The sequence below is a fragment of the Cupriavidus sp. 05L411 genome (genome assembly GCF_056398045.1).
This window is the reverse complement of sequence record NZ_JBFTOQ010000067.1, coordinates 1-24116: the sequence shown is the minus strand read 5'-3', so window position 1 is coordinate 24116 and position 24116 is coordinate 1. Positions and strand designations below refer to the sequence as shown.

General features: G+C 64.1%; 22 protein-coding genes and 1 tRNA gene. 7 read left to right on the top strand and 16 right to left on the bottom strand.

From position 1 onward, the window contains the following. Positions 1–271, bottom strand: a 271-nt coding sequence (locus tag AC1DQR_RS37490; protein ID WP_477134874.1) for a hypothetical protein, incomplete at its 3' end; no start/stop codon positions are given. A 5-nt stretch (positions 272–276) separates the two neighbouring features. Continuing rightward, positions 277–2343: a hypothetical protein gene (locus AC1DQR_RS37485; protein WP_477134873.1), complete on the bottom strand. Its 2067-nt coding sequence runs from the start codon at positions 2341–2343 to the stop codon at positions 277–279. 282 nt (positions 2344–2625) lie between these two features. Between AC1DQR_RS37485 and AC1DQR_RS37480 the strand changes: the two genes are divergently transcribed. Both AC1DQR_RS37480 and AC1DQR_RS37475 read left to right on the top strand, forming a co-directional pair. Then, positions 2626–2838, top strand: coding sequence for a hypothetical protein (locus AC1DQR_RS37480; protein WP_477134872.1), 213 nt, complete (start codon positions 2626–2628; stop codon positions 2836–2838). 141 nt (positions 2839–2979) lie between these two features. Further along, a tRNA-Met gene (locus tag AC1DQR_RS37475) sits at positions 2980–3055 on the top strand. Positions 3056–3120: 65 nt separating this feature from the next. On the opposite strand, the gene AC1DQR_RS37470 is transcribed toward AC1DQR_RS37475, so the two are convergent. The 6 genes from AC1DQR_RS37470 to AC1DQR_RS37445 all read right to left on the bottom strand — a co-directional run bounded on the left by AC1DQR_RS37470 (position 3121) and on the right by AC1DQR_RS37445 (position 8852). Beyond that, a complete protein-coding gene (locus AC1DQR_RS37470; protein WP_174425874.1) occupies positions 3121–3306 on the bottom strand; it encodes a hypothetical protein in 186 nt (61 codons plus the stop codon). Between the two features lie 236 nt (positions 3307–3542). Beyond that, the gene (locus AC1DQR_RS37465; RefSeq protein ID WP_477134871.1) at positions 3543–4871 is read right to left on the bottom strand and encodes a CsgG/HfaB family protein; all 1329 of its coding nucleotides are present in this window, start codon (positions 4869–4871) and stop codon (positions 3543–3545) included. Between the two features lie 37 nt (positions 4872–4908). Then, a complete protein-coding gene (locus tag AC1DQR_RS37460) occupies positions 4909–5583 on the bottom strand; it encodes a hypothetical protein (protein WP_477134870.1) in 675 nt (224 codons plus the stop codon). An 81-nt stretch (positions 5584–5664) separates the two neighbouring features. Next, a complete protein-coding gene (locus AC1DQR_RS37455) occupies positions 5665–6738 on the bottom strand; it encodes a hypothetical protein (RefSeq protein ID WP_006156315.1) in 1074 nt (357 codons plus the stop codon). Beyond that, entirely contained in the window at positions 6729–7889 is a 1161-nt protein-coding gene (locus tag AC1DQR_RS37450) for a hypothetical protein (RefSeq protein ID WP_416052722.1), read from the bottom strand. The genes AC1DQR_RS37455 and AC1DQR_RS37450 overlap by 10 nt, the downstream gene beginning before the upstream one ends. A gap of 312 nt (positions 7890–8201) precedes the next feature. Then, positions 8202–8852 (bottom strand): TetR/AcrR family transcriptional regulator, encoded by a 651-nt coding sequence (locus tag AC1DQR_RS37445; RefSeq protein ID WP_416052721.1) that lies wholly within the window; start codon positions 8850–8852, stop codon positions 8202–8204. Positions 8853–9044: 192 nt separating this feature from the next. Between AC1DQR_RS37445 and AC1DQR_RS37440 the strand changes: the two genes are divergently transcribed. Together AC1DQR_RS37440 and AC1DQR_RS37435 are read left to right on the top strand one after the other, a co-directional pair. Further along, entirely contained in the window at positions 9045–10616 is a 1572-nt protein-coding gene (locus AC1DQR_RS37440) for a flavin-containing monooxygenase (protein WP_416052720.1), read from the top strand. Between the two features lie 79 nt (positions 10617–10695). Continuing rightward, the gene (locus AC1DQR_RS37435) at positions 10696–11634 is read left to right on the top strand and encodes an alpha/beta fold hydrolase (RefSeq protein WP_477134869.1); all 939 of its coding nucleotides are present in this window, start codon (positions 10696–10698) and stop codon (positions 11632–11634) included. Positions 11635–11675: 41 nt separating this feature from the next. Here AC1DQR_RS37435 and AC1DQR_RS37430 read toward each other — a convergent pair whose 3' ends face one another. After that, on the bottom strand, positions 11676–12653 hold the full coding sequence (locus AC1DQR_RS37430) for a tripartite tricarboxylate transporter substrate binding protein (protein ID WP_477134868.1): 978 nt from the start codon (positions 12651–12653) through the stop codon (positions 11676–11678). A gap of 217 nt (positions 12654–12870) precedes the next feature. On the opposite strand from AC1DQR_RS37430, the gene AC1DQR_RS37425 reads away from it, so the two are divergent. Then, a complete protein-coding gene (locus AC1DQR_RS37425) occupies positions 12871–13128 on the top strand; it encodes a hypothetical protein (protein WP_416052717.1) in 258 nt (85 codons plus the stop codon). A gap of 26 nt (positions 13129–13154) precedes the next feature. On the opposite strand, the gene AC1DQR_RS37420 is transcribed toward AC1DQR_RS37425, so the two are convergent. From AC1DQR_RS37420 to AC1DQR_RS37405, 4 genes are all read right to left on the bottom strand, one after another. Then, positions 13155–13361, bottom strand: coding sequence for a hypothetical protein (locus AC1DQR_RS37420; protein ID WP_416052716.1), 207 nt, complete (start codon positions 13359–13361; stop codon positions 13155–13157). Positions 13362–13548: 187 nt separating this feature from the next. Then, a complete protein-coding gene (locus AC1DQR_RS37415) occupies positions 13549–14013 on the bottom strand; it encodes a hypothetical protein (RefSeq protein ID WP_477134867.1) in 465 nt (154 codons plus the stop codon). A gap of 62 nt (positions 14014–14075) precedes the next feature. Beyond that, complete coding sequence (locus AC1DQR_RS37410) at positions 14076–14831, bottom strand: hypothetical protein (RefSeq protein WP_416052714.1); 756 nt, start codon at positions 14829–14831, stop codon at positions 14076–14078. Between the two features lie 255 nt (positions 14832–15086). Beyond that, positions 15087–15272, bottom strand: coding sequence for a hypothetical protein (locus AC1DQR_RS37405; RefSeq protein ID WP_416052713.1), 186 nt, complete (start codon positions 15270–15272; stop codon positions 15087–15089). 332 nt (positions 15273–15604) lie between these two features. On the opposite strand from AC1DQR_RS37405, the gene AC1DQR_RS37400 reads away from it, so the two are divergent. Further along, positions 15605–17029, top strand: coding sequence for a DUF1254 domain-containing protein (locus tag AC1DQR_RS37400; protein WP_477134866.1), 1425 nt, complete (start codon positions 15605–15607; stop codon positions 17027–17029). A 74-nt stretch (positions 17030–17103) separates the two neighbouring features. On the opposite strand, the gene AC1DQR_RS37395 is transcribed toward AC1DQR_RS37400, so the two are convergent. Both AC1DQR_RS37395 and metE read right to left on the bottom strand, forming a co-directional pair. Next, positions 17104–19215: a TonB-dependent receptor family protein gene (locus tag AC1DQR_RS37395; protein ID WP_416052711.1), complete on the bottom strand. Its 2112-nt coding sequence runs from the start codon at positions 19213–19215 to the stop codon at positions 17104–17106. 278 nt (positions 19216–19493) lie between these two features. Next, entirely contained in the window at positions 19494–21881 is a 2388-nt protein-coding gene (gene metE, locus AC1DQR_RS37390) for a 5-methyltetrahydropteroyltriglutamate--homocysteine S-methyltransferase (protein WP_477134865.1), read from the bottom strand. Between the two features lie 145 nt (positions 21882–22026). Between metE and AC1DQR_RS37385 the strand changes: the two genes are divergently transcribed. Then, on the top strand, positions 22027–22950 hold the full coding sequence (locus tag AC1DQR_RS37385; RefSeq protein ID WP_416052709.1) for a LysR family transcriptional regulator: 924 nt from the start codon (positions 22027–22029) through the stop codon (positions 22948–22950). 9 nt (positions 22951–22959) lie between these two features. Here AC1DQR_RS37385 and AC1DQR_RS37380 read toward each other — a convergent pair whose 3' ends face one another. Then, complete coding sequence (locus AC1DQR_RS37380) at positions 22960–23889, bottom strand: diacylglycerol kinase catalytic domain-containing protein (RefSeq protein WP_477134864.1); 930 nt, start codon at positions 23887–23889, stop codon at positions 22960–22962. Positions 23890–24116: the final 227 nt, after the last annotated feature.

Here is a 24116-nt window from a genome sequence, read left to right as displayed (position 1 = left end):
GAACAGGACCGTGAAACGACTCCACGCCGATGATAGTGCGGATACCCGTGTGAAAGTAGGTAATCGCCAGGCTCTCCCTTGAAACCCCCCAGTACGAAAGTACTGGGGGGTTTTGCTTTTGTGCGATCGAAAGTGCAACGGAAATCGCGACGGAAATAGCGATGAATTGCCGAGATGAAGATATCCAGATCAGTCGTGATAAAAAAGGCTGGCAAGCGCCGGCCTTTTTCCATGTGTAATCGCCGCTGACAATGGTCAGCGGCGACAGCATCTCAGTTACCGCACCGTACCAACAATACGCACGAATTTCTGCGTGTCGTCCGCAGTCGTGGATCGGATTTCGACAGTACGCTGGTCGCCCGCCAGGCCAAATGCCGGGAATACCGCGGTGTTGCAGGGCGTCAGCTGCGCGCTCGATGCCGAATTGGTTGCACTGACCGTATCGCTGCGAGCGGACCGCGCGACAGGCAATCCCTGAATCAGCACGCGCTCCGGCAGTGGCAGCGCACTCTGCAGGGAGCCAAACGCCAGGGCGCGGTCGACCGTCTCCGCGTTTTGCGTCCAGCTGATCTGCGTGCCGGACTGCGCCGCAGTCTTGCTGCCCCCCGTGGTGACAAAGTCCAGGCTGCCTGCGTCGATGCTGTTCCAGGTCTGCCGCGCCAGTACCGAAGGCGTGAGCACGCTGCCCGACGTAGTCACGTAGAACGTATCGTCAGCCGCTGCCAGGCTGGTTTTGTAGCTGGCGTTGAGGTTGCGGTTCCACACCTCGAACTTGTAGCGGCCATAGGCCGGAAGGCTCTCGATGGCGGAGTCCGACAGGGCTGCAGGCAGGTACGTGTTGCCGCCGGTGGATAGCCCGCCCCACTTTACTGCTTGGTTGCTATCGATTGCCGTGGCCGCCAGGACCACGGTGCTGCTCGATTGCCCGCTGTCGCCGATGATCTGGTTGGGCATCACAGGATCGTCTGCGGCGTAGGTCAGCGATCCGGCCAGATTTTGTACCACCAGATTGCTGTAGCTGCCGCAAACGCGCGAGCGGGAGAGGGTAATGCCCGCAGCCGGCAATCCCGGGCCCGTCACCCGTACCAGTTGCACATTCATACCTGCGCCCCGGGCGGGGTTGAACAGAAAACGTAGCGAACTCTCATAGCGCGATACGATCCCCTGCGCCGATAGCGGATTCAACTCGGTGACCTTGCTGATTCGCCGCGTGACCGCAGCTTCGTAGCTGCGCTGGTTGCCCGTCAACTGCCAGCCGGCGGGCGCACGATTTGTGACAATGCGTGTGATGTGGTCGGTGGATTTGTCGGCGCGAACGAAGGGCAGGCGTACCAGCGCGGTTGCCTGCTTCTGGGCATTGGTCGAATTGAACAGGACAACTGGCGCCTCGAACTTCGCGCCCTTCATGTCGCTCGCAGCCAGCAGGGTGGACAGGTCGTCGCGAGCGGTGTAACTGTTGTTCAGGTAATCGATCGAGAATGCGGTGCTGCAAGCGCCAAGCACGCTATTGCCATCCGCGCGGGCGGCGGGGTCCAGCGCAAAGCAGGCCTGAAGCGCAGCACGGATGCCTTCGAACGTCGCGGCATTGGTCTTGACTTCGGGCTTGGGTAACGCGGGCGGAGGCGATGTCAGCGAGTCCGCGGTCAGGATGACTTCGTGTGCGGCATTGTTGTCGGCGATCACGGAGCCGGTGCTCGTCAGCTTTGCGCCACTCGTTGTCAGCGTGACCCGGATGATATCGAGAACGCTATCGGCACCTTCCCCCTGTTTGCTGAGYGGCGTGGAGATCGGATCAAAGGCGGCGGGGTCCAGCCCCGCATCGCTCGTGACATTGGCAAGCACGGAGCGCAGCAAGCTGACGATTTGCTGCACCTGGGCGGTGCTTGCCTTGCTGCCAAGCACCGACGGCTTCGTCAGGTCCAGGGGGTTGCCACCAACCAGCAGCGCTGCCACGGCAGTCGTCAGTGGCGTGACATTGACGGTTGCAGAGCCATTGGTTGGCTTGGTCGCCAGCACCGAAACATAGGTCAGCTGGTCGCCGCCGCTGCTGCCCGTTGCGACAACCGCAAACGGTGCGCGGAAAGCGGTGACATCGAATTCAAAATGGCCACTGCCATCCGCCGTGTTGCTGCCCACGACTTTTCCGTCAGCGTTATAGACGGTGACCAGGGCATTGGCCATAAAGGCGCCGCTGGCTGCCGTGCCTTGCAGCGTTACCTTGCCAGCCTGGCTCGCCGGGGTCGTCGCCGTGCTGCCGTCTCCGTCTCCGCCTCCGCCACACGCACTCAATACGGCAAGCGTGATCGCTGCCACTGCGGGCGTGAGCAGGGTGCGGCGATTCATCCCCGACCTGGATTTCCCTCTAATATTCATTGGATTTCCCTTTCATTATTATCTGTAGATACAGCGGGTTTTCGAGTCCCTGACCACGCTGCGCACGCAGGTTACAGGAAGAGACGTCGAAGGCACCCCCCTCGGCGGTGGGGTGATTCGGCAATTTTGCAAAAAATGACAATTGGCATTTCGTGTCGGGGATACACCGGCGCTGATGTGAATGAAAAACCCTGCGCGTGCTAGGATCCAGCGAGATTTCGATGAGAAGCATGCAGGGGAGCCAGGACACAGATGGAAAGCGGCATCACGGAGTACAAAGGGTACGTAGCCCACGTCTTCTGCAAGACGATCAAGGACGGTTTGCACATCGCGTCATGCGCGATCTGGGAGGACGGGGCGGTAGTACAGGATTCCAGATCCATTGGCCGTAATCACGCCACGGCAGCCGATGCAAAAATCGCGGCTTACGAGTGGGCGAAGCAGTGGATAGATGGAAATAGCTGAGTGGCGCTGACGCGGCTGCGTGCACTCGCGAGCGTCCATGGAGCGGCAGTCGCCGCACGCCAAAAGAATGGGCGCTAGCACTTTTCAGTTCTTTTTGTATTAGGGCTATCCAGATGCCGCCAATCCGCGTATATTCTCATTCGCGGGGTGGAGCAGTTGGCAGCTCGTCGGGCTCATAACCCGAAGGTCGCAGGTTCAAGTCCTGCCCCCGCAACCAAATTCCAAAAGCCCGTCCGGTTCAAGCCGCACGGGCTTTTTGCTTTGTCGCCCTGCAGTTGTGCGCTAGGCGAAATCACCCGGCGGGTCGTCCGGGATGGTCCACTTGATCGGCTTTTCTTCCGTGGCCGGTGGCGGCTTCTGCGATCGCGAAGGGGGTTGGGGCGCAATCTGAGACAGGAGTTGAGCGGACGATACATTGACGGTTTCCTCATCGCCGTCTTCTGACCAATACCTGAGCGTCACTGACATGTTCCTCTCCGGTAAGTGACTCAAAGAACCCCAACTACCAGTCGCGCAGGCGGGGACCAACTCTTACCTTAGGGCCATTTGGCGTGCTTGCCTGTCGTCAATGGCGATGGCGATGGCGATGGCATGCGCAGGCGGCGCCCAGAATGGACAAAGCCGCACGCCAGGATGGCATGCGGCTTTGTAGTGCGAGCCGTTCTTCAGACCGGCTTGCGCTAAGGCTTCAACAGATCACCCGATCACCAGTTCGAGTCGCTCTTGGGCGGGCCCAGCGACTCTTCCTTGCGCGTTGCTGCCTTCTTTTTGGGCTTGGTATCAGCCGCCGGCGGCGCAGGCGGAATTTCCGCGCGCAACTGCAGGGAGCCAGCTGGAACATCGTCGAGCTTTACCTTGACGTCTTCCAGATGCCCGTACGACAAGGAGGGCGTGACCCGGTCCACCACCACGGTGCAGCACTCCTGCTCGSTGCGKCCGAGCGAACGGCCGGTCTGCGGATCGCGCAGCTCGTTGCCCAGCATGACGACCTGATAGGCTGTGCCGCTGCTCACCGACTGGCCACCCTGGCTCAGCACCACGTTGTGGCCATCGCGGGAGGCTACGCTGACCGGGTAGAGGCGCACCAGGATGTCGGCCACCACCTTGGAGACAACGGCGCCTTCCATGGCTTCCACGCGCTCGCCTGCCGCGCGGCCGGCGTCGCCCTTGGCGGTGTTGCTGAACAGGACTTCGCTGGTGGTCACGTTGACGAACTTCTGCGAGACCGACCAGTGCCCTGGCACGCTGCCCTCACCCTCTGCATTGGCGCGGCGTCCCGGCTCGAATGTATTGACGCGGCCAAACCAGATCAGGTCCGCACCGAGTCCCTGGCCGAGCTTGGCGAACTGGTCCGCCGAAGTCTGGCCGTTCGAGATGCGATCCATTTCGTCACCAAGCTCCGGCGCGAAATCGCGCTCCAGCACGGTAAAGCGTCCGCTCTGCGTCAGCGCGTCCATAATGCGCTGGCGCAGCTCGGCGGCGATGCGCACGGTGTCGCCGCCGGCGCGGCTGTCCACGCGCAGCGGCGCAATGGCGATGCGCAGCTTGCCCTGGTCCGCCGGCGCCTTGTACTTGGCCACATTGGCTTCGATGGTGGCCTTGATCATGCGCTCGGTCAGGCCGGGCTCGCTGATTTCAATCACCTTGAAGTTGCTGATGGCGCCACGGCTGCTCTGGCTCACCAGTTCCGCGAAGCCGGCCGAGCTCAGCGTGAGCGGATCGCGTCCCACGGCCAGGCCCAGCACCGACTTGAACTGCGTCGACGACTGCTCGATGGTCATGCCATTGACCTGCATGACGGCCTGGCGCAGTGCCTGGTCGATGGCTTCGGCCGGCGTATGGCCAAGCCCGGTGGTGGTGACCCGCACCTTTTCGACCTGGCCCACGTCGGGTGCGCCGCTGCCGCTCGCCACCGGCGCGGAAGCGCTGGCGGATGCGGCGGCAGGTGGCGGCTCTGCGTCACGGCCTTTGCAGCCAGCCACCGACACCGTCAATGCGAGGCCGCAGACGGCCAGCGCACGATGCCATTTCATGGGGAGTGTTCCGCTCTGGTTCACGATGGCAACAGGCTTAGAACTTGGCCGAGAGTGCCGCGGTGGCATCCTTCGGCACGGGGATTTCGTTGCTCTTCGCGTAGGCGGTGGCAGCCTGCAGCGTGCTGCCCAGGCGGGTCACGTGGCCTGGCGCTTCGCTAGCGATGTAGGTGCCCGTCGACAGCTTGTTGGTCAGCGTCAGCTTTTCCATCACCGATGCGCTGGTAAGTTGCGACTGTGCGGCATCCTTGAAGGCGATCAGGCTGGGACGCAGGCCCACATAGCGCAGCACGCCCAGGCCAAGGTGCTTCATGCCTTCGGCGTACGATTGCTTGCCGGCGGCGTCGATCTTGGTGTTCGAGTCTTTCAGCTTGGCTTCGATGGCGGCCGAGGCTTCGCTCTGCAGCTTGTCGGAGTCTTCCAGGTTGCCCTTGGTGGCGCCGTCGGTCAGCGCGTCGGCCGTCGCCTTTGCCTTGGCCGACAGTTCCTTCAGGCCAACCGCGTCCGCCAGGTAGGACTGGGCCACCAGCACTTCGCGGCCGGCAGCCACGTAGGCCTTGGACAACTGATCTTGCGCGCCGCTTGCATCGGCGGTGGCGCCGCCGCTGGACGAGGACGAACCACCCGTCAGGCTGCCCAGCGAAGGCAGGGCGTGGGCCTGGCCAGCGGCCAGCAGGGACAGTGCAGCGATCGAGATGACTTTCTTCAACATGTTTGTTCTCCAGGGAAAGCAAAAGGGGTAGGGAGGCCGGCCGTACGGTACCGTGACGCGCTTGCGCCGGCCTGGGAGCAATTAGCGGACCTTGGCGTTGTTCAGTTGTGCCGCCAGCTCGCGTGCGGCCGAATCGGCCGCGCGCTTGAGCGCGTTGGTCTGTGCCACGCTGGCATCCGGGCCGGTGCCGGCGTACTGGACGGGGCCGACCGACGACACCGTGCGCGGGAAACGCGTGGTCACGTCAAGCAGCTTGGCCGTTACCGTCACGTACACGCGGGTCAGGCCGGTGACCGGGTCACTGTCCTGCATGCCGATGTCGAGCGTGCCGAGCGCCAGGTAAGGGACCTGGGCGGTCTGCAGGCCCAGCACGGCCTCTCGCATGGTGGCGGGCTGCAGGTCGTTGCCGCTCTTGTAGTCGTTTTCCAGCGCGCTGATGCGCAGGTGGCCACCCGAGGAGGGCTCGACATAGGCGGCTTCCACCACCTGGAAGCCCGACTGCGCGAACACGCCGGTGAACACCGAGTTCAGGTTGCCCGACGGCACCAGGCGCCAGCTCACGTCATCCGCCTTGCGGGTGCGGCTGCCGCCCGTTTCGACGGAGACGGAGGCATTAGCCGAATAGCTGTTGCGGGTCGACTTCTCGTTGACGTTTTCCTTCACGTCCGCGCGCTTGTAGACGCGCGTGTCGAAGGACTTGACGGAGTCCTGCTGGCGCGCCACGAACAGGAAGGTCAGCGGGGATTTCTGCGCGTCCGAGGCGGTGGCCACAGCCGCGCCGCCCTTGACCGCGTTGCGCAGCTTGGCGACGTTGATGTCGACGCGGACCACCACCGAATACTGGCTGGCGTCCTTCTTGTCTTCCTCGCTGATGATGGTCGCGCCCAGCACGAACTTGTCGAGGTTGGCTGCGACCTTGTCGCGGATGCTGTCGAAATTCTCGGCTTGCGACTCACCGCTCTCGGCGTAGTAGCGTTCGATGGCGTTGACCTGCGCGGTCTTGAAGGCGCGGTCCTTGTCCTCGGCGCTGGCCTTGCTCGAGAACACCGAGCTGTCGTACTTCACGTTTGCCATGCCCTTGGATGACACCACTTGCGCCGACGCCAGGCTACACGCGAACAAAAACAGCCAACAGAGCTGACGGATTACTTGCATGACTTGACCACTCCTCTTGTGACATCTACTTGTTTACTAACGTTATCGCCCGACGAAGCCGCAGCCAGCCAGTCGCTGTCCTGGCCGCCCAGCGAACTGGACAGCTTGGTGAACAGGCCTCGCAGGGAATCCGCGTAAGCCGGGAAATCGTCGATCTCTGACTGCGTGACGGGGACGGCTTTCACTTCGCCGTTCTTGAAATCGGCGTCGAGGTACTGCTTGCCGGACATCGGCTCGCCCAGCTTGACGTGGCTGTACACCGCATAGATGTAGCTGGTGCCGGCCGCGGAGCTGCCGTACTCGACCCGCTTGAAGCCCTTCAGGTCCACCTGGATGGTGTAGTCGGGCTCGGGCAGCTTGAGGTTGAAGACCTCGCCGTCGGCGAAGCGCATCGCCATCGCATTGCCAATGGCATAGCCTTTGGTGAACGGCAGGATCGGTACGCCTGCCTTATCCAGCAGGGCTTCGCCGAACATGTCGGCGAGCCAGCCTTCGGCCACGCCGGAACCCGTTTTCAGGCCTTCGGGCAACTGGGCCAGCGCTTCGGGCGCCACGTTGACTTGCGATACCTGCAGGTAGCGGGTGCCCGACGACGGCAGCTTCGCGCCCGACAGGACCTGAGCGTAACGATCGAACAGGCCCGGCTTGTCGCCGCCGAGCAGCAGGCGCTTGACACGGTCGCGCTTCTCACGTTCGCTGGGCTGATGGTCGAGCACGTCGAGGTAGGTCACATTGATCGGGTAGGCGCGCAGCACCGTCATGGCCTTGAAATCGAACACCAGGGCCTGGCCACGCACGTTGGCCAGCACTTTGTACAGGCGGCCGAAGCGCTCGGACGAGATGGTCTCGCTGGTCACCACCAGTGCGGTGGCGAGAGCCTGGTCGCTATTTTTCAGGCTAGCCATGCCGTCGCTGGACAGCGAGAAATTGGCGGGCGGGCGCGCGGCCAGGGACCGGCTGATGGCCTTGTTCGGCGCGCTGCCGGAGGCGGTCAGCTCGGCTTCTACCTGTCGCGTGACCGGGAAGCGGGCCGCGATCTGCTGAGCGTCGCCGGCATAGGCAAAGCCGGCAAAGGCGACGCTATCGGCAGCGGCTGCCTGGGTAGCCGCGAGGGCAGTAAACAGCAAAACGACAAGTCGGAAAGCTTGCATGGGCAGAGTCAAAAATGAAGGGAAGGCAGCAAGAGATGCAAGATGCCGCGCATTCAAGCGAACGCGCCGGCCTGTGAAACTTGGTGGGCATCCGGAAATGTCTTAGGACTAAATCCGAAATGTCTTAGGACTCGCGCGCTCGCAAGGCCGGGATTCTACTGTAGAAAAACAGCAAAAATGACTTTAGTGACTTTTTTTAGGAAAATTGAGAATTGCCTTATTGACTTCTACATGCCTTTAATGGCATGGCATGCTGGAGTTGGCAATTAGAGGGCGGTGGAGGGCCGCCTCTCAAGGTCGCGGCGCGCTGCGTCAGCCTTCGCTTGGCTGGATATTCAGCAAGCCGGTGCCTGCCTGCGTGAGGAACGGCGAGAACAGGCTCATGACCTGCGACGCGCCCCAATGGATGTGCTCGCGCTTGATGGCATCGATGCCATGTCGGGACCGCAGGTAGTCGATCCAGTAGGTCGATACGATCCACGTGTTGACGACCAGTTGGTCAAGCTGTTCGGGCGTGGCGCGCAGCAATCCTTGCGCTTGCATGGCGCCGAACACGCGCCGGACATGGTGTTGTCCGTCGTTGGCCAGCGTTTCGGTGCGCAACCTCAGCGTTGGCGCCAGGCTGCGGATGGACGCCGCATCGCGATAGAAGAAGCGCCACTCCCACATCAGGTTGAACCAGCGGCTCACGTAGCCCGCGAAACGGTCGGGTGCATCGCCGTGTGCCAGATCCGCGACCGAGGTGTCGCGCAGCGCCCGCTCGAAGTTGTCGAAGAGGGCCTCGAGGATCTGTTCCTTGCGGTGAAAGTGGTAGTAGAGATTCCCTTCCTGTATGCCGACCGCCGAGGCGATCTCCGCGGTGGTCACGACGACTGGCCCGCGCTCGTTGAACAGGCTCAGGCAAGCGTCAAGGATGCGCTCGCGCGTTTTGGGGCGCCGGGCTGGCGCGACTTGCACCGTCATGGCTGGTAACTCCCTGCATATTCCGTTATCTGCATGTTCGCACGGCAGATGGTTAGGGGTAAGCCCTAGTTTTGGCAATCTCGGTTGATTAATTAGGGTGAACACCCTAGTCTAGTCTGAATACAGCACGGACGCACCGTGAAAATTCGACGCGGCAAGCGCCGCTTCGGTTTGGCCAACAGGAGACGATCGATGCTTTCAGGCAATGCGAAGCAGCCGCATCCCGACGTTCACGCCGGCACGACGGCGGCGGGGCGCCAGGACGAGCAAGCGCCAGGGCCGGCAGCGGCGCAGCACGTCGATGTGCTGGTAGTCGGCGCCGGGCTTTCCGGCATCTGCGCGGGCTACCATCTGCAGACCAGTTGCCCGGGCAAGACCTACACGATCCTGGAAGGGCGCGACGCCGTCGGTGGCACATGGGACCTGTTTCGCTACCCCGGCGTGCGGTCCGATTCGGACATGTACACCTTGGGCTTCAGCTTTCGCCCATGGCGAAGCGAAAAATCCATTGCCGATGGTGACGCGATCCTTGAATACATCCGTGGCACGGCGAAGGAATTCGGCATCGAGCGGCACATCCGCTTTGGCCATCGCGTATTGCGTGCGTCGTGGTCGTCCGAGACCGCAAGGTGGACGGTCGATGCCACGGTAGGCCCGCAAGGCACGCCTGCCCGTTTTACCTGCAGTTTTCTCTATCTGTGCAGCGGCTACTACGACTATGCAGACGGCTATATGCCCGGGTGGCCGGGCATGGAGCGCTTCAATGGCCGTGTGGTGCACCCCCAGCACTGGCCGGCGGACCTGGCGTACGACGGCAAGCGCGTGGTCGTGATCGGCAGCGGAGCCACGGCCGTCACGCTGCTGCCGGCGATGGCCGAGCGGGCGGCCCACGTGACCATGCTGCAGCGCTCGCCAACGTACATCGTGGCGCGCCCGTCCAGCGATCCTGTTTCCGCATGGTTGCAGCGGCGGCTGCCGGCGTCCATGGCGCATCGCGCCACGCGCTGGAAGAACGTGCTCTTGGGCATGTACTTCTACAATCTCTCGCGCAAGAAGCCGGACCTGGTCAAGAGCAAGATCCTCAAGGGGGTGCGCGCGCAACTCGGTCCGGACTACGATATCGACAAGCATTTCACGCCGTCTTACAAGCCATGGGACCAGCGGCTCTGCCTGGTGCCTGACTCGGATCTGTTCAAGTCCATCCGCTCAGGCAAGGCTTCGGTGGTCACCGACCAGATCGAGTCGTTCACCGAGACTGGCCTGCTGCTGCGTTCCGGCGAGCGGCTCGACGCGGATGTCATCGTCACGGCTACCGGGCTACAGTTGAAGGTGGCCGGGGGGATGAAGCTCGAGGTGGACGGCACCCCGATGAACCCGGCGCAGGCCTTCATGTACAAGGGCATGATGTATAGCGACATGCCGAACCTGGCGGTAGCCATGGGCTATGTCAACGCTTCCTGGACGCTGAAGGCCGAGCTCTCGTCGACCTACGTGTGCCGCCTGATCAATCATATGGACGCGAAGGGCCACGCCTGGTGCGCGCCGCGCCGCACAGATCCGGCATCCGATGAGGAGCCTTCGCTCTCGCTGAGCTCCGGCTATGTCCAGCGGGCCAGCAGCATCTTGCCCAAGCAGGGCTCCAGGCGGCCATGGAAGGTGCATCAAAACTACCTGTTCGACCTGATGGCCCTGAAGTTCGGCAAGGTGGAGGACAGTGAGATGGCCTTCGGCCGCGCGGGCACGGCTGCCTCGGTGGATGGCTAACGGACAATGCCTGAACGTGAAGGTTGAGCGTCAAGGTTGAATTTCAAGGTTGAATTTCAAGGGTGAAGGTACATACACAATGACCATATTGATTGCCTGTGTCGCCGTGGGCGCCGTCGTTCTGCTTGGGTTGGTGGCATTCTCCGGCCTGATTGCGCGCAAGGTGGAAAATGCGCTGCCGCCCAAGGGGAAGTTCATCGAGATCGATGGCGCCCGCCTCCATTACATCGACAAGGGCGAGGGCCCGGCCATCGTGATGGTTCACGGGCTGGGGGGGCAGACGGGAAATTTTTCCTACGCGCTGCTGGAAAAGCTGACCGGCCGGTTCCGCGTGATCCTGGTCGACCGGCCCGGCTCGGGCCATTCGACCCGGCCACCGGCGATGTCGGCTCGCCTGAGCGTGCAGAGCACGGTCGTGGCCAAGTTCATCCGTGCGCTAGACCTGCAGAATCCGCTGTTGGTCGGGCACTCCCTGGGTGGGGCGGTGGCGCTTGGCGTTGCGCTCGATCATCCCGGCACGGTCGGCGGGCTGGCGTTGATTGCACCGCTGACGCATCCGGTGGAGGGCGTGCCGCCCATGTTCCGTACGCTGTCCATTTCCTCAGCGACGATGCGCCGCGTGATCGCGTGGACGTGGGCGATCCCACGGTCTATCTTGCGCGGCCAGGCCATGGTCGAACTGGTCTTCAGCCCCGACCGGCCGCCGCAGGACTTCGGCATCGCAGGCGGCGGCCTTCTCAGCCTGAGGCCGCGCACTTTCTATGCCACTTCGACGGATATGGTCAGCGTGGAGGAGGACCTGCCATCCATGGCGCAGCGCTATGCCTCGCTGGCCTTGCCGATCAGCATCCTGTACGGGACCGAGGATGCCGTGCTCGACTGGCAGGCGCAGGGCAAGGCGATGAAGGACAAGCTGCCGGCGCTGGATCTCGAACTTGTCCCTGGCGGCCATATGTTGCCGGTTACATTTCCCGACCAGACCGCGGCCTGGCTCACGGCGGCTGCCGCGCGGCTCTGACGCGGCACTGACGCGGCGCGCGGCAGTCGCCGCGCTGCCGGTCAAGCGTCGATGGTGAATCCGATCTCCTTGATGAACTCGCCCCAGCGCAGGTAGTCCGCCTTGACCTGCGCGGCGAAGGCGGGCGGCGTGATGGCCTGCGGCGGCAGCACGCCGACCGCGAACAGCCGCTTGTGATAGGCCGGGTCGGCGAGCACCTTCTGGATCGCCGCCGAGACCGCGCCAACCACGTCCGCCGGCATGGCCTTGGGGCCGAACAGCGCGAAGTAGCCGCTCAATTGCTCCATGCCCGGAAACCCCAGTTCACGGAACGAGGCAACGCCCGGCGCCATGTCGGAGCGTTCGGGCGTGGTGATGGCCAGCGCCTTGGTCTTACCCGACTGATAGAGCGGCACGGCGGTGGTCAGCCCGTCGATCATTACCGGCACCACGCCACCCACCAGGTCTTGCGTGGCAGGGGCCGAACCCTTGTACAACACCGGCTCGAGCCGGCTGCCAGATAGGTTGTTCAGCAGCAGCGGGCCAAAGTGCGACGATGTGCCCGGACCATATGAGGCCGAATGCAGCGGCGACTTCGCGCTCTTGGAGTAGGCGATCATTTCCGCCACCGTGGAGAAGGGCGCGTTCCTGGTGGCGACCAGTAGGACGGGTGCCCGTGCGGCTTCGGCCAGCGCGGTCAGGTCAGTGAGCGGGTCGTAGGGAACCTTGTTGATATGGGCACCTGAAGTGGCCGAGGAGCCTAGCGTCATCAGCAGCGTGTGGCCGTCCGGCTTGGCGCGGATCACGTCGAGCGTCGCGGGTATCGTCGCGCCGCCCGGCTTGTTCTCGACCACGACCGATTGGCCAAGGGCCTTGCCAAGGAAGTCCGCGAACAGCCGCGCGACCACATCGGTGCCGCCGCCAGCAGGGTAGGCCACGACCAGGCGCAATGGGCGGCTTGGCCAGCCATTGGCAAAGGCGGGGGCTGCGCCGAGCGCGGCAGCTGCAACCGCGGTGGTAAGGAAATGACGACGATCCATGTTTTGTCTCCTGGCGGTGATGCACATTCATGTGCTCTTTAGTGCGCAAGGAAGATACTCATGGAAGAGGGGATGGTCATGGAATCGGGCGATACCCTTCCCATGACGGCGTGCATGGACGCAGATCGTGCACCTCGATGGCGTGAGCCAGCTCCCGGCCGAATCGCGCGGAGTCGCTCATGCTACGATCCAGCCTCTGAATCAACGTGAGCTAACGATGTCGACAGCCTTCCTGATACTCAATCCGGCCCCGTCCGACGATGGCGAGCAAATCGGCTTTTCCATTGTGGCAAACGGCGTGGACAGCAGCGGCTTTGTGTCGCGCTCGGCGCTGGATGAACTGGCCCAGGGCCAGATTGGCAGCCACCTGGATATTTTCGAGCGTAATCTCGACCGCATCCAGGAAGTGGCCTTGCAGAAGTGGTCTGCGGATCCGTCTATTAACCCCGTCATGCTGGGGGACCACGATTTCTGATTGGGTCGCGCGGTCCGTCGCTCGCGCTATGCCTGCGAGAACGTGCGGACCAGCTTGGATTTCAGTGGCCAGGGGCGTGAGGCGAGAATCCAGATGCACAACAGCGGCCCGATGAACGGCAGCAGCGCCAGATACGCGTAGAGAGGACCAAAATGGGCAGCCTTGAATACCTTCCTGAACGGGAAAAACCACAAGGCTTCGAAGAATAGGAATCCGAGTAGATAAAGCGTCATGGTTGTGCTTCCTGTGCGGCTCGCCTGGCGAGGCATATGCCCCGCGCAGCCGCATTGTAGAACCCATTCGTTCGCTCACAATCCCGCCACTTCGGGGGATTTTTGCCGGTCCGGCATCCATACTTACGTCGCAATTCCGTGCGCCGCTGAGTCCTCCGCCCCCTCCCGCCACCTTCTTTGACGCGGCTTAGCGCAGCGCGCGCTGCGCCACGGCGATCAGCGCCACGCCCATGCCCAGCAATATGACGGTCACCCAATCCATGCCGCCGGCGTTGAAGCCCAGGAAGAGGGGCCGGCGCTCTTCACGGGCGGCTGCCAGCTGGATGATGATGCGCGACGCGGTGAACAGGCCGCCCGCGCCAAGACCTTGCACCGCGCGCGCAAGGCTCAGTTCGAGCGGTGTATCGCGGACGGCGCGATACACCGCAGCACCAGGTTGGCGACGGTGGCCGCGGCGGCATAAGACGTGAGGCTCCAGAGAAAATCCTCGGGCGAGGCGTGAATGCCCCCCGGATATGGGTGCCCGCGACGCCCACATGGACGACGCCACGAAGTCCGCGCCGGTGGTGCAGCCCAGGGTAAAGGCGAAGAGATAAACCTGCGCAGCCGACAGGTCAGGGTGCTTGCCCAGCGTCGCGCTGCCAGTTGCCATGACGGTCCCATCTGATCCGGGCGCCCAAGCGGAACCGATGGGGGATGACAGGAGGGGGGGCTCTATGCCCGCGGCCTGGTGTGCTGGAACGCGTCGAGCAGCCGGTCGCGCAACGCGCGCCACGCGCGCGGCACCGTGCTGAGCCCGGCGGTCAGGCCGGGATCATAATAGTGGACGATCAATGAGCGGCGCTCGCCCGCCTCCGCATGCAGGTTGGCATGCAGCGTGACGAAGCCGTTGAACGCATAGACATTGCCCGGCACGCAGGCGATGCGGTCGCACTGGTGCTCGGCAAGATGGCGGAAAGTCTGCGCGCGGCGAATGACGAACGGCAGGTTACGCAACAGGATCAGCCGGATCTTCGCAACGATATTCGACATGGCCGTCACCGCATGGCGCTGGCGGCGGTAGATGATCAGGTCCCCGTTTTCCTGGGTGGCCTGCGCCTCTTGCAGCGGAATCAGCAGCGTCAGGATATGGGAGTCGTAGTGCCGCAAGTGGCTCTGGGCGGGCAAGCCGCTATTGACACAGCGCAGCACGCACAGTGGCGGCTCGCCGTTGAGTTCCCAACCGGCCTTGCGCGCCCATCGTCTCGAGATCTCGCAGGCCTGCCGCTCCGCCAGTTGAAAGCCTTCGTTTTGCCGCAGCATGTCTGCAAAGTGCTGCGCTGCCTGCGTGGCGCGGCGGCCATCCGCCGGCCGCCACGTCTCCCGGCTGGCGTCGATTGTTGCATTGATCTCATCGAGCAGATGTCGAGTCACGACGCCTTCGAATACCTGGAGCCTGGGCGGCTCCGCGTCGATGTCGTAGTCACGCATCGCATGTTGCTCCGCTTACCGCCCCGTTCCGCCCAGTACAAGGGCCGGGAAGGGAGCGACATGTTGCGGCCGGCCACAAATGGCCCGCCGCTACCGGACTAGGCGCGGCCCGCGTTGCCGGCCTTCCTCCTGATGATCTTGCGCAGGCCGCCGCTGGCATCGATCGGTGTTGCCAGGGAAGAAAACGCGGGCGGTTCCATATCCGGTGTTATGAATCTACGGCTTCAGAGCGTTACCGAACGGACAAAACTACTTTCAGATCCGCCAGACGACACCATCCGAGTCGCTTCGCTTGTGCACCTTGTGATGCACATTCTGGATGTCGCGCGTGCGGGTGGGGCGCTGCAGTCCCACGTGCTCAGGCTCCAGCTTTGCCGGAACGCAATCCAGGATGAAGGTGTTGGGCCAGATAAAGGAATCTGGTGGCTTGGTCATATTCATTCAATCAGGCGGCTCTTGTCGAAAAGATAATCACCAAGGTAATCACATGGGTAATCAAAAAGGTAATCGCCAGGATAATTTCAAAGATAATCGAGGCGGTAATGAGAGGCAGCGGTGGTCCATCCGCTTTCCAGTCAAATGCGCTGCGGTGGGGCCAGCGTTGGTGGGCGTTGGTGCGTTTGCCCTCACTGTTAAGCGTTGTTCAATTGACAACTCCGGTTGCCGGGAACATCATCGCTCGGGGAAAATAGACGCGCCTCTGTGCAACGATGTCGCCCGTTCGTCGGCGAAAAGCGCATGGAAGGTAGCCATTCCGACAAGGAACCGGGGTCATGATTATTTCGCTACGCCGAATTGCGAGCGCGCTTGCGCTCGGTCTGCTGTTGTCTGCCTGCGCTGCGGGTCCGCAAACTTCCGCGGTGCCGCAGCCAGCCTCGCCGCCGTCCGACGGGGCGATCAAGGCTTTATCTGCCCAGATTTTTGTTTACGCCTATCCGCTGGTGCTGATGGATGTCACGCGTGAGGTCATGAGTGCCCGCGTGCCGGCCAATACCTTCTCGCATAAGCGCAGTTTCCCGGACGCTACCTTCACCGACGTGGTCAGCCCGAATGCCGATACGCTTTACTCGACGGCATGGCTGGACTTGTCCGGCGGCCCGGTGATCCTCTCGCTGCCCGACACGCACGGGCGCTATTACCTGATGCCGCTGATGGACGCCTGGACCAACGTCTTCGCGTCGCCCGGCAAGCGCACCGCGGGCACCAAAAAAGCGGTTTACGCCGTAACGGGGCCGATGTGGAACGGCATCTTGCCGCCAGGGGTCACTGAAATCCGTTCGCCGACCGAGATGGTGTGGCTGATCGGCCGTACGCAAACCAATGGCAAGCAGGATTACGCAGCGGTCCGCCGCTTGCAGGACCAATATCGCCTGGCGCCGCTCTCCGCCTTGCAGCGTGGCGGCAAGGCGCGGCCCAGGCCGGCCGAGGCGATGCTGCCCGAAGCGGTTCCCGTGGATGTGGAAACGCCGCCCGTCGAGCAGGTGGCGGCGATGGACGCGCAGGCATTCTTCACCCGCTTCGCCGAATTGCTGCCGGCCAATCCTCCGGCCGCGGCCGATGCGGCCATGGTGGAATCGATCAAGAAGTTCGGGATCGTTCCGGGCATGCCCTTCTCCGTGACCGCGCTGGAGCCTTCGACGGCCCGCGCGGTGCAGGAGGGCGCCACCACCGCCCTGGCGGGCATCGTGGCCATGGCCAAGCGCGGCGGCGGCGAAGGGGACGGCAAATGGACCGTGCACCGGGATCTGGGCAACTACGGCACGGCCTATGGCAAGCGCGCGCTGGTGGCCTGGGTTGGGCTTGGCGCCAACCTGCCGGCGGATGCGCTGTACCCCAGCACGCGGGTCGATGCCGCTGGCAAGCCGTTGAACGGGGCAAACCGCTACGTCATGCATTTCAACAAGGGCCAGATGCCGCCGAGCTCGGCCTTCTGGTCATTGACGCTCTATAACGACAAGCAGGCGTTTGTCGCCAATCCGCTCAACCGCTATGCCATCGGGGACCGCGACCGGCTGCGATACAACCGGGACGGCTCGCTCGATATCTACATCCAGAGTGCGCGCCCGGCGGGCAAGCGGGTGGCCAACTGGCTGCCGGCGCCGCCTGATGGATTCAACCTGATGATGCGGGTGTATTGGCCCCGGCAGGTGATGCTGGACGGCACGTGGAGCGCGCCGCCGGTGATGCAGGTGGAGTGATTGCGGGCACCAAGCCGCGCGCTGAGATGAAAAAAACCCGCCGAGGCGGGTTTTTTTCATGACAAGGTGCAGGCTCAGAACTTGTATTTGACGCCGGCATAGAGCGCGCGGCCTGAACCGGGATAGAACACCGCGGTGTTGGCTGTCCGCGCATCGGCCACGGTGCTGAAATCGCTCACATAGCGCTTGTTGCCGAGATTGCGCGCATCCAGGAACACCGTCACGCCGCGCTGGAATTCGTAGCTGGCCTGCAGGCCAAACAGCACGTAGCCAGGCGTGCGCAGCGTGTTGGCGTAGTCGACATAGGCGCCGCCCGGCACCCAGTCGATGGTGCCGGCAACGCGCAGCCCGGCCGCGCGGCTGTAGGCAACGGTGGTGCGCAGCACGTGCTCGGGTATGCCGGCGATGCGGTTGTTGCCGTACTGCGGATCATTGTCGAAGCGGAAGTCGCTGTAGTTCCACAGTTGCGACAGCGTGAGCTTGTCGCCGGAGCCGAACAGGTTTTGCAGCACGTCGCCGCTGACGCCGAGCTCCACGCCTTGCAGCGTGGTGCGGTTGGCGTTGAAGGTAGCTGCCGGGATATTCGGGTTGGTGGTGTATTGCAGCAACTGGTCGCGCACCAGCGAGCGATAGGCCGTCACGTCCCAGGAGAACCGTTCGCGCTTGCCCCGCGTGCCCAGCTCAAGCGTCCAGCCGCGCTGCGCGCTTAGTGGCACAAAGCGGGTGGTGGTGGCCATGGTCTGGCTCAGGTCCGTGAAGTCGGGTACGTCCGCGCTGCGCGTGATGTCGGCAAATGCCTGCACGTCAGGCACCGGCTCCCACAGCACGCCGAATTTCGGGTTCACGCCGCTGTAGGTGGCGCTATCGGACTTGGCCGTGGGATTGGCCGGCAGGCCACCGTAGTCCTGATAGCGGCGGACATTGCGGTAGGCCTTGGCACCGGCCATCAGCGCGACGGTGGGGGTCACGTAAAGGCGGTCTTCGAGATAGGCCTCGTAGTTGTACGCATCCTGCGCGGCGTTGAGCGTCTGCGCGCCGCGGTTGCCAGCGTTGTTGACGTACTGGCGCGCATCGTTGTTGCCGCCGAAGAAGCGCGCGCCGACGATGAGCTGGTTGCGCAGGCCGCCGATGGTCTGCGTGCCGGTGTAGCGCGGCGCGAAGCCATAGGTCCAGTAGTCCTGGTCGATGACCTGGAAGATCGGGTGGTACAGACTCTTGTGGATGACCCAGGTGCTGACATCGAGCTGGCCGCTGTCGAGCTTGACGGTGGTGACATTGGCCACGCGCTCGGTGCGGGTGTTGCGCGCCTGGTCGCCGGACAGCGCGGCCGGCGCGGCCTTCTTCGGATTGTTCAGCGCATCGGTGAGCGACAGCGCACCGGGCAATTGCTGGTCGACGATATAGGCGCCCACGTAGAAACGGGTTTCCACCGCCGGGCTGAACCGATAGCCGAAGTTGGCGTTGAACTGCTCGTACTGGCCGCGCTCGTGCGCACGGAATCCGTCCGAGTGGTTGACGCTCAGGTTGGCGAGAAAGTCGAAGGCGCCGATCTGGCGCGAGACCTGGCCGCTGGCGCGCGCCGTGCCGAAGCTGCCGCCATCGACGCGCACCTGGTTGGGCGCATCGGCGGTGAGCGCGGTGGGCGTGGTGAAGTTGATCGCACCGCCCAGCGTGGTGGTACCGTAGGCCAGCCCGTTGCCGCCCTTGTAGATTTCGGCCGCGCTCAGGCCAAGCGGGTCGATCTGATAGTAGTCGCCGCTGCCGTCGGCAAAGTTGGTGGGCACGCCATCTTGCAGGAGATCCAGGCCACGCGCGTGATAGCCGCGCGCAACGCCCGAGCCGCGAATCGACAGGCGCAGTTCCTGGCCGTAGCGCTCCTGCACATACACGCCGGGCGCGTCCTTGAGCACGTCGCGCAGGTTGCTGGCGTAGGTGTCGCTGTAGGACGCGGCATCGACAAAACCGACCGAGCCGGCTGTCTGGTCCAGCGCCTGTTGTTGCTGCTGCACGTTCGGCGCGGTGAGCGAGCCTGGGGTCTTGGCTGTGACGGTCGCTGCGGGCAACGTGACAGCTGCATCGGGTGTGGCAGGCGCGCCGGCCTGTGCGAGCGCGGCGGTGGTGAATGTGGCAAAGGCGGCGGTGGGCAGGGCGGCGGCGCGCTGCTTCCAGTGTCTGGCTCGTTTCATGATTTCCCTTGTGGCGCCAAGCCTGCTTTGGGCCGCGCCTTTTTACCGTGCTTGGATAGCCGCGTACGATACGGAAGGGAGCCTTGTGTGCGCTATGTGACACGGTGCCGCAACGTGCGCCCCGGGGCAGTCTGTCCGTCGCGGTGCGGCGTTTTGCCGCTTTGCGTGCAAGGGAACGCAAGACGGCCAACGGGCCGGCATGCGCTGCATGCCGGCCCGTTGGCTTGGTAAGGCTTGTTGGTAAGGCGGTTGGTAAGGCTGACCCGACAGGGCGCGGATCAGGCCGCCTGGCTAGCGCAATCGACGCAACCCGCTGCGTGCGCGGCGCCATGATTTGCCGCGTGCCCGCCCAGCCCGGTGCGGCGGGTGGCGCGCTGCCACTTGGTCGCGCTGTCCTTGCCGATCTGCTCGCGCAGGCTGCGCGCGGCGGCGACCATATTGGCCAGCGCGGCTTCGGTTTCGGGCCAGGCGCGCGTCTTCAGCCCACAGTCCGGATTGACCCACAGCCGTTGCGGCGGAATCACCTCGCAGGCGCGCTCCAGCAGGTGCGTGATGGCTTCCACGCTAGGCACGCGCGGCGAGTGGATGTCGTACACGCCCGGTCCGATCTCGTTGGGGTAGTCGAACTCGCCGAAGCCTTCGAGCAACTCCATGGCGGAGCGGGAGGTTTCGATGGTAATCACGTCGGCGTCCAGCGCGGCAATGGCGGGCAGGATATCGTTGAACTCGGCGTAGCACATGTGGGTGTGGATCTGTGTTTGATCCGCCACCGAGGCGGCCGAGATCTTGAACGCATGCACGGCCCAGTCCAGGTACGCGGCCCAGTCGCCCTTGCGCAGCGGCAAGCCTTCGCGCAGTGCGGGCTCGTCGATCTGGATGATACGGATGCCGGCTTGTTCCAGGTCCGAGACCTCGTCGCGGATCGCCAGCGCGAGTTGCAGCGTGGTGGTGGCGCGCGGCTGGTCGTCGCGCACGAAGGACCATTGCAGCATGGTGACGGGGCCGGTGAGCATGCCCTTCATCGGACGCTCGGTGAGCGATTGCGCATAGCGCGTGGTTTCCACCGTCATCGGCTCGGGGCGATACACATCGCCGTAGATCACCGGCGGCTTGACGCAGCGCGAGCCATAGCTTTGCACCCAGCCGTTTTCGGTGAAGGTGTAGCCGCACAGCTGCTCGCCGAAATACTCGACCATGTCGTTGCGCTCGGCTTCACCATGCACCAGCACGTCCAGGCCGAGCGCTTCTTGCTTGCGCACGGCGGTCTCGATTTCACCGCGGATGCGCTGCAGGTACTCCAGCGCGCCGATCTCGCCGCGGCGGTAGGCGGCACGGGTCTGGCGGATTGCCGGCGTCTGCGGGAAGGAGCCGATGGTGGTGGTCGGCAGTGCCGGCAGCTGCAGCGCGGCGCGCTGGCGTTCGATGCGGGTCTGGAACGGGCTCTTGCGCTGGGCCATGGCAGCGGTGACTGCCGCGACCCGTGCCTGCACCTGCTGGTTGACCACGCGGCGCGAGCTGCGGCGCGAGGCCAGCGCGGCATCGGCGGCGGCCAGCTCGGGGGCGACCGCTGCCTCGCCTGCGTTCAGGGCGCGGGCCAGCACGCTGACCTCGGCCAGCTTCTCGGTGGCGAAGGCCAGCCAGGTCTTGATTTCCGCATCGAGCTTGCGCTCGGCCTCTAGCGAGACCGGCACGTGCAGCAGCGAGCAAGACGGCGCGACCCACAGGCGCTCGCCCAGTTCGGCATGCAGCGGTGCCAGCGCGGCCAGCGCGCGGCGCAGGTCGGTGCGCCAGATGTTGCGGCCGTCGATGACGCCGGCGGACAGCACCGCGCCGGCCGGCAGCACCTTGCGCCAGGCGTCGAGCTGCTGCGGTGCGCGCACCAGGTCGATGTGGAAGCCTTGCACCGGCAGGGCGGCGGCGCGCGCGGCGTGGTCGGCGGCGCTGTCGAAGTAGGTGGCCAGCAGCAGCTTGACGCCGGACTTGGCCAGTTCGGCATAGGCGCCGTCATAGGCATCGAGCCATGCCGGCTCCAGGTCCAGGCACAGTGCGGGCTCGTCGATCTGTACCCATTCGATGCCGCGTTCGCGCAGGCGGGCCAGGATGCGGCCGTAGGCGGCAGCCAGGCTGGGCAGCAGGCTCAGGCGGTCGAAACCGTCCACGTGGGTCTTGGACAGCCACAGGTAGGAGACCGGCCCGATCAGCACCGGCTTGGCCTTGAGGCCCAGCGCCAGCGCTTCTTCCACTTCATCGAAGAACCAGTCCACGCCGCCGTCGAAACGGGTGTCGGGGCCGAGTTCCGGGACCAGGTAGTGATAGTTGGTATCGAACCACTTGGTCATTTCCATGGCCGGCTGGGCTTTGTTGCCACGGGCCAGCTCAAAATACTGGGCCAGGCTCAGCTGCTTCGGGTCGAAGCCGAAACGCGCGGGCAGGGCGCCCAGCAAGGCGCTCAGGCTCAGCACCTGGTCGTAGTAGGCGAAGTCGCCCACCGCCACGCTGTCCAGCCCGGCTTGCGCCTGCGACTGCCAGTGGCGCTGGCGCAGGCCGGCTGCTACCTGGCGCAGGCTGGCCTCGTCCGTTTCGCCGCGCCAGAACGCCTCCTGGGCGAATTTCAGTTCGCGCTGGGCGCCGATGCGCGGAAATCCAGCGATATGAGTGCGTGCCATGCAGTGCTCCGTATTGGGAATGTGACGATGGCGCACAGTGTGGAATCCAGCGTAAAATGAATCAAGCGATAAGATTTAATCAACGTATGAATCAATTTCATATCGAGMCATCCAGGCGCCGTTCTTCACATTCCAGGAGCAAGCCGTGATCGAAGTCAGGCACCTGCGCTCGCTGGTGGCGATTGCCGAATCCGGCAAGCTCGCCACGGCCGCGGAGCGCGTGCACGTCAGCCAGTCGGCGCTGTCCCATCAGATCAAAGGCATCGAGGCGCACTACGGCCTGCCGCTGTTCGACCGCACCCGCCAGGGCCTGCGTTTCACGCCGGCCGGCGACCGGCTGCTGGCGCTGGCGCGCGAGACGCTGGCGGCCATCAGCACGGCCGAGCGTGACCTGGCCCGGCTCAAGGGTGACACGCGCGGCGAGCTGCGCATCGTGCTGGAGTGCCATACCTGCTTTGACTGGCTGATGCCCGTGATGGACGAGTTCCGCCGGCGCTGGCCGGAGGTGGAGGTGGACCTGGTGGCGGGCTTCCACGCCGATCCCCTGGCGCTGCTGGCCGAGGGACGCACGGACATGGTGATCGGCTCGATGCCGCCGGCCAAGCGCGGCTTGGCGGTGGCGCCGCTGTTCCGCTTCGAGATCCTCGCGGTGATCGCCAACGAGCACCGGCTGCGCAACAAGCGCCGGATCGAGGCGGCCGACCTGGGCGGCGAAACGCTGATCACCTACCCGGTGCCGGAGCAGCGCATCGACCTGATCCGCGAAGTGCTGGAGCCCGCCGGCATCAAGCTGCAGCGGCGCACCGCCGAGCTGACGGTGGCCGTGCTGCAACTGGTGGCCAGCCGCCGCGGCGTGGCCGCGCTGCCCAACTGGGGCGTGAAGAACTACGTCGACCACGATTACGTGCTGGCCAAGCGCATCGGCGCCAAGGGTTTGTGGAGCGAGCTCTATGCCACCACGCCGGCGCCGCTCGCGCAGCGTCCTTATGTGCGCGACTTTGTCTCCATCGTGCGCGATACCTGCGCGGCCGAGCTGGATGGGATCGAACTGCTGCCGGAGGGCGAATAAGGAGCGGCCCTACTGCACGAGCTGCCCGCTACGCTCGGCCACGCCGATGCGGGCCTCGGTGCCCGCGTTGAATTGCAGGAAATCCGCTTCGATACCGTCGCTGAAGATCACGCCGGTTTCCGGCATCAGCGAGCGCAGCACGATCTGCTCGCCGCGCGGCACGTTGCCGTAGACCAGTGTGGCCTGGCTGGCCCGGCTCGGAAAGGGCTCACGCACCGCAAATACCAGCCGGTCCGTATCCCATGGCAAGGGTTGATACGCGGCTTCGGCGCCACCGTCTGGCTGCGCAATGGCGCGCGCGCCGGTCACGATGCTCTTGAGCCAGGCAGTGGACCCAAGTCCCGTGGAGACAATGACGCCGCTCGATGACTGCACCTCGCTGCGYGCGCCGAGCTGGATCTCGTAGCGCGCCGAAGTGTGGCTGCGCGGGCCGATAAAGAAGTCGTTGACCGCGTACAGCACCTGCTGGTCCGACAGCTCGGCGCGCGCCATGGTAACCGGGCGCGCGGGGCGGCGGTCCTGCATGGCTTCGGCCAGCACACGCGCCAGGTCGCCCACCTGGAACGGCAGCAGCACACCGTCGTGGCGCGCCGGATCCGGGTTCACGCCGATTAGCGGCTGGCCGTTCAGGTATTTCATGGTGTTGGCAACCAGGCCGTCCTGGCCTAGCGCCACCACGATGTCTTCCGGGCCGAACAGGAAGTTGGGCAGGAACTGGCGGTCCACCACCTGCCGGCGCAGGTAGCGCGACAGCACGGCTGTCACCTGTTCGCGCGCGGCAAGATAGGTGTCGTGCTCACGCTGATAATCGGTAATGTCCGCGCCCAGGTGTTCCAGGTAGAAGCGCGCCTGCGCCAGCGAGTGGTAGCGCGCCAGCAGCTCTTCCAGCCGTGTCTTGCGCGTCACCAGCACTACCTTGCGATCGGCGGTTGCGCTCATTGTTCTGGCTCCTTTTTCTTTTAACTGCTTAATCCCGCTTAAAGCGTCTTAAAGCCTCTTAAGGATCGCCTGAAAAACTCAGTTTCGTGACCCGGGCGTCTTATCGACACCATCGCGGTTTGGATCTCCGCGGCTCTCCGGCTGGTTGCGTCAGCGCAATCCCGTTCTCTACCCGGTTGGGAGGCCATTTGGCCCCTCAATCGGCGCATTTGGCCCCTCAATCGGCG

Coding starts and splice junctions, on each gene's coding strand:
- AC1DQR_RS37480 (WP_477134872.1), top strand. CDS start 2,626: ATGGAAAGCGGCATCACGGAGTACAAAGGGTACGTAGCCCACGTCTTC.
- AC1DQR_RS37470 (WP_174425874.1), bottom strand. CDS start 3,306: ATGTCAGTGACGCTCAGGTATTGGTCAGAAGACGGCGATGAGGAAACC.
- AC1DQR_RS37460 (WP_477134870.1), bottom strand. CDS start 5,583: ATGTTGAAGAAAGTCATCTCGATCGCTGCACTGTCCCTGCTGGCCGCT.
- AC1DQR_RS37455 (WP_006156315.1), bottom strand. CDS start 6,738: ATGCAAGTAATCCGTCAGCTCTGTTGGCTGTTTTTGTTCGCGTGTAGC.
- AC1DQR_RS37450 (WP_416052722.1), bottom strand. CDS start 7,889: ATGCAAGCTTTCCGACTTGTCGTTTTGCTGTTTACTGCCCTCGCGGCT.
- AC1DQR_RS37445 (WP_416052721.1), bottom strand. CDS start 8,852: ATGACGGTGCAAGTCGCGCCAGCCCGGCGCCCCAAAACGCGCGAGCGC.
- AC1DQR_RS37440 (WP_416052720.1), top strand. CDS start 9,045: ATGCTTTCAGGCAATGCGAAGCAGCCGCATCCCGACGTTCACGCCGGC.
- AC1DQR_RS37435 (WP_477134869.1), top strand. CDS start 10,696: ATGACCATATTGATTGCCTGTGTCGCCGTGGGCGCCGTCGTTCTGCTT.
- AC1DQR_RS37430 (WP_477134868.1), bottom strand. CDS start 12,653: ATGGATCGTCGTCATTTCCTTACCACCGCGGTTGCAGCTGCCGCGCTC.
- AC1DQR_RS37425 (WP_416052717.1), top strand. CDS start 12,871: ATGTCGACAGCCTTCCTGATACTCAATCCGGCCCCGTCCGACGATGGC.
- AC1DQR_RS37420 (WP_416052716.1), bottom strand. CDS start 13,361: ATGACGCTTTATCTACTCGGATTCCTATTCTTCGAAGCCTTGTGGTTT.
- AC1DQR_RS37415 (WP_477134867.1), bottom strand. CDS start 14,013: ATGGCAACTGGCAGCGCGACGCTGGGCAAGCACCCTGACCTGTCGGCT.
- AC1DQR_RS37410 (WP_416052714.1), bottom strand. CDS start 14,831: ATGCGTGACTACGACATCGACGCGGAGCCGCCCAGGCTCCAGGTATTC.
- AC1DQR_RS37405 (WP_416052713.1), bottom strand. CDS start 15,272: ATGAATATGACCAAGCCACCAGATTCCTTTATCTGGCCCAACACCTTC.
- AC1DQR_RS37400 (WP_477134866.1), top strand. CDS start 15,605: ATGATTATTTCGCTACGCCGAATTGCGAGCGCGCTTGCGCTCGGTCTG.
- AC1DQR_RS37395 (WP_416052711.1), bottom strand. CDS start 19,215: ATGAAACGAGCCAGACACTGGAAGCAGCGCGCCGCCGCCCTGCCCACC.
- metE (WP_477134865.1), bottom strand. CDS start 21,881: ATGGCACGCACTCATATCGCTGGATTTCCGCGCATCGGCGCCCAGCGC.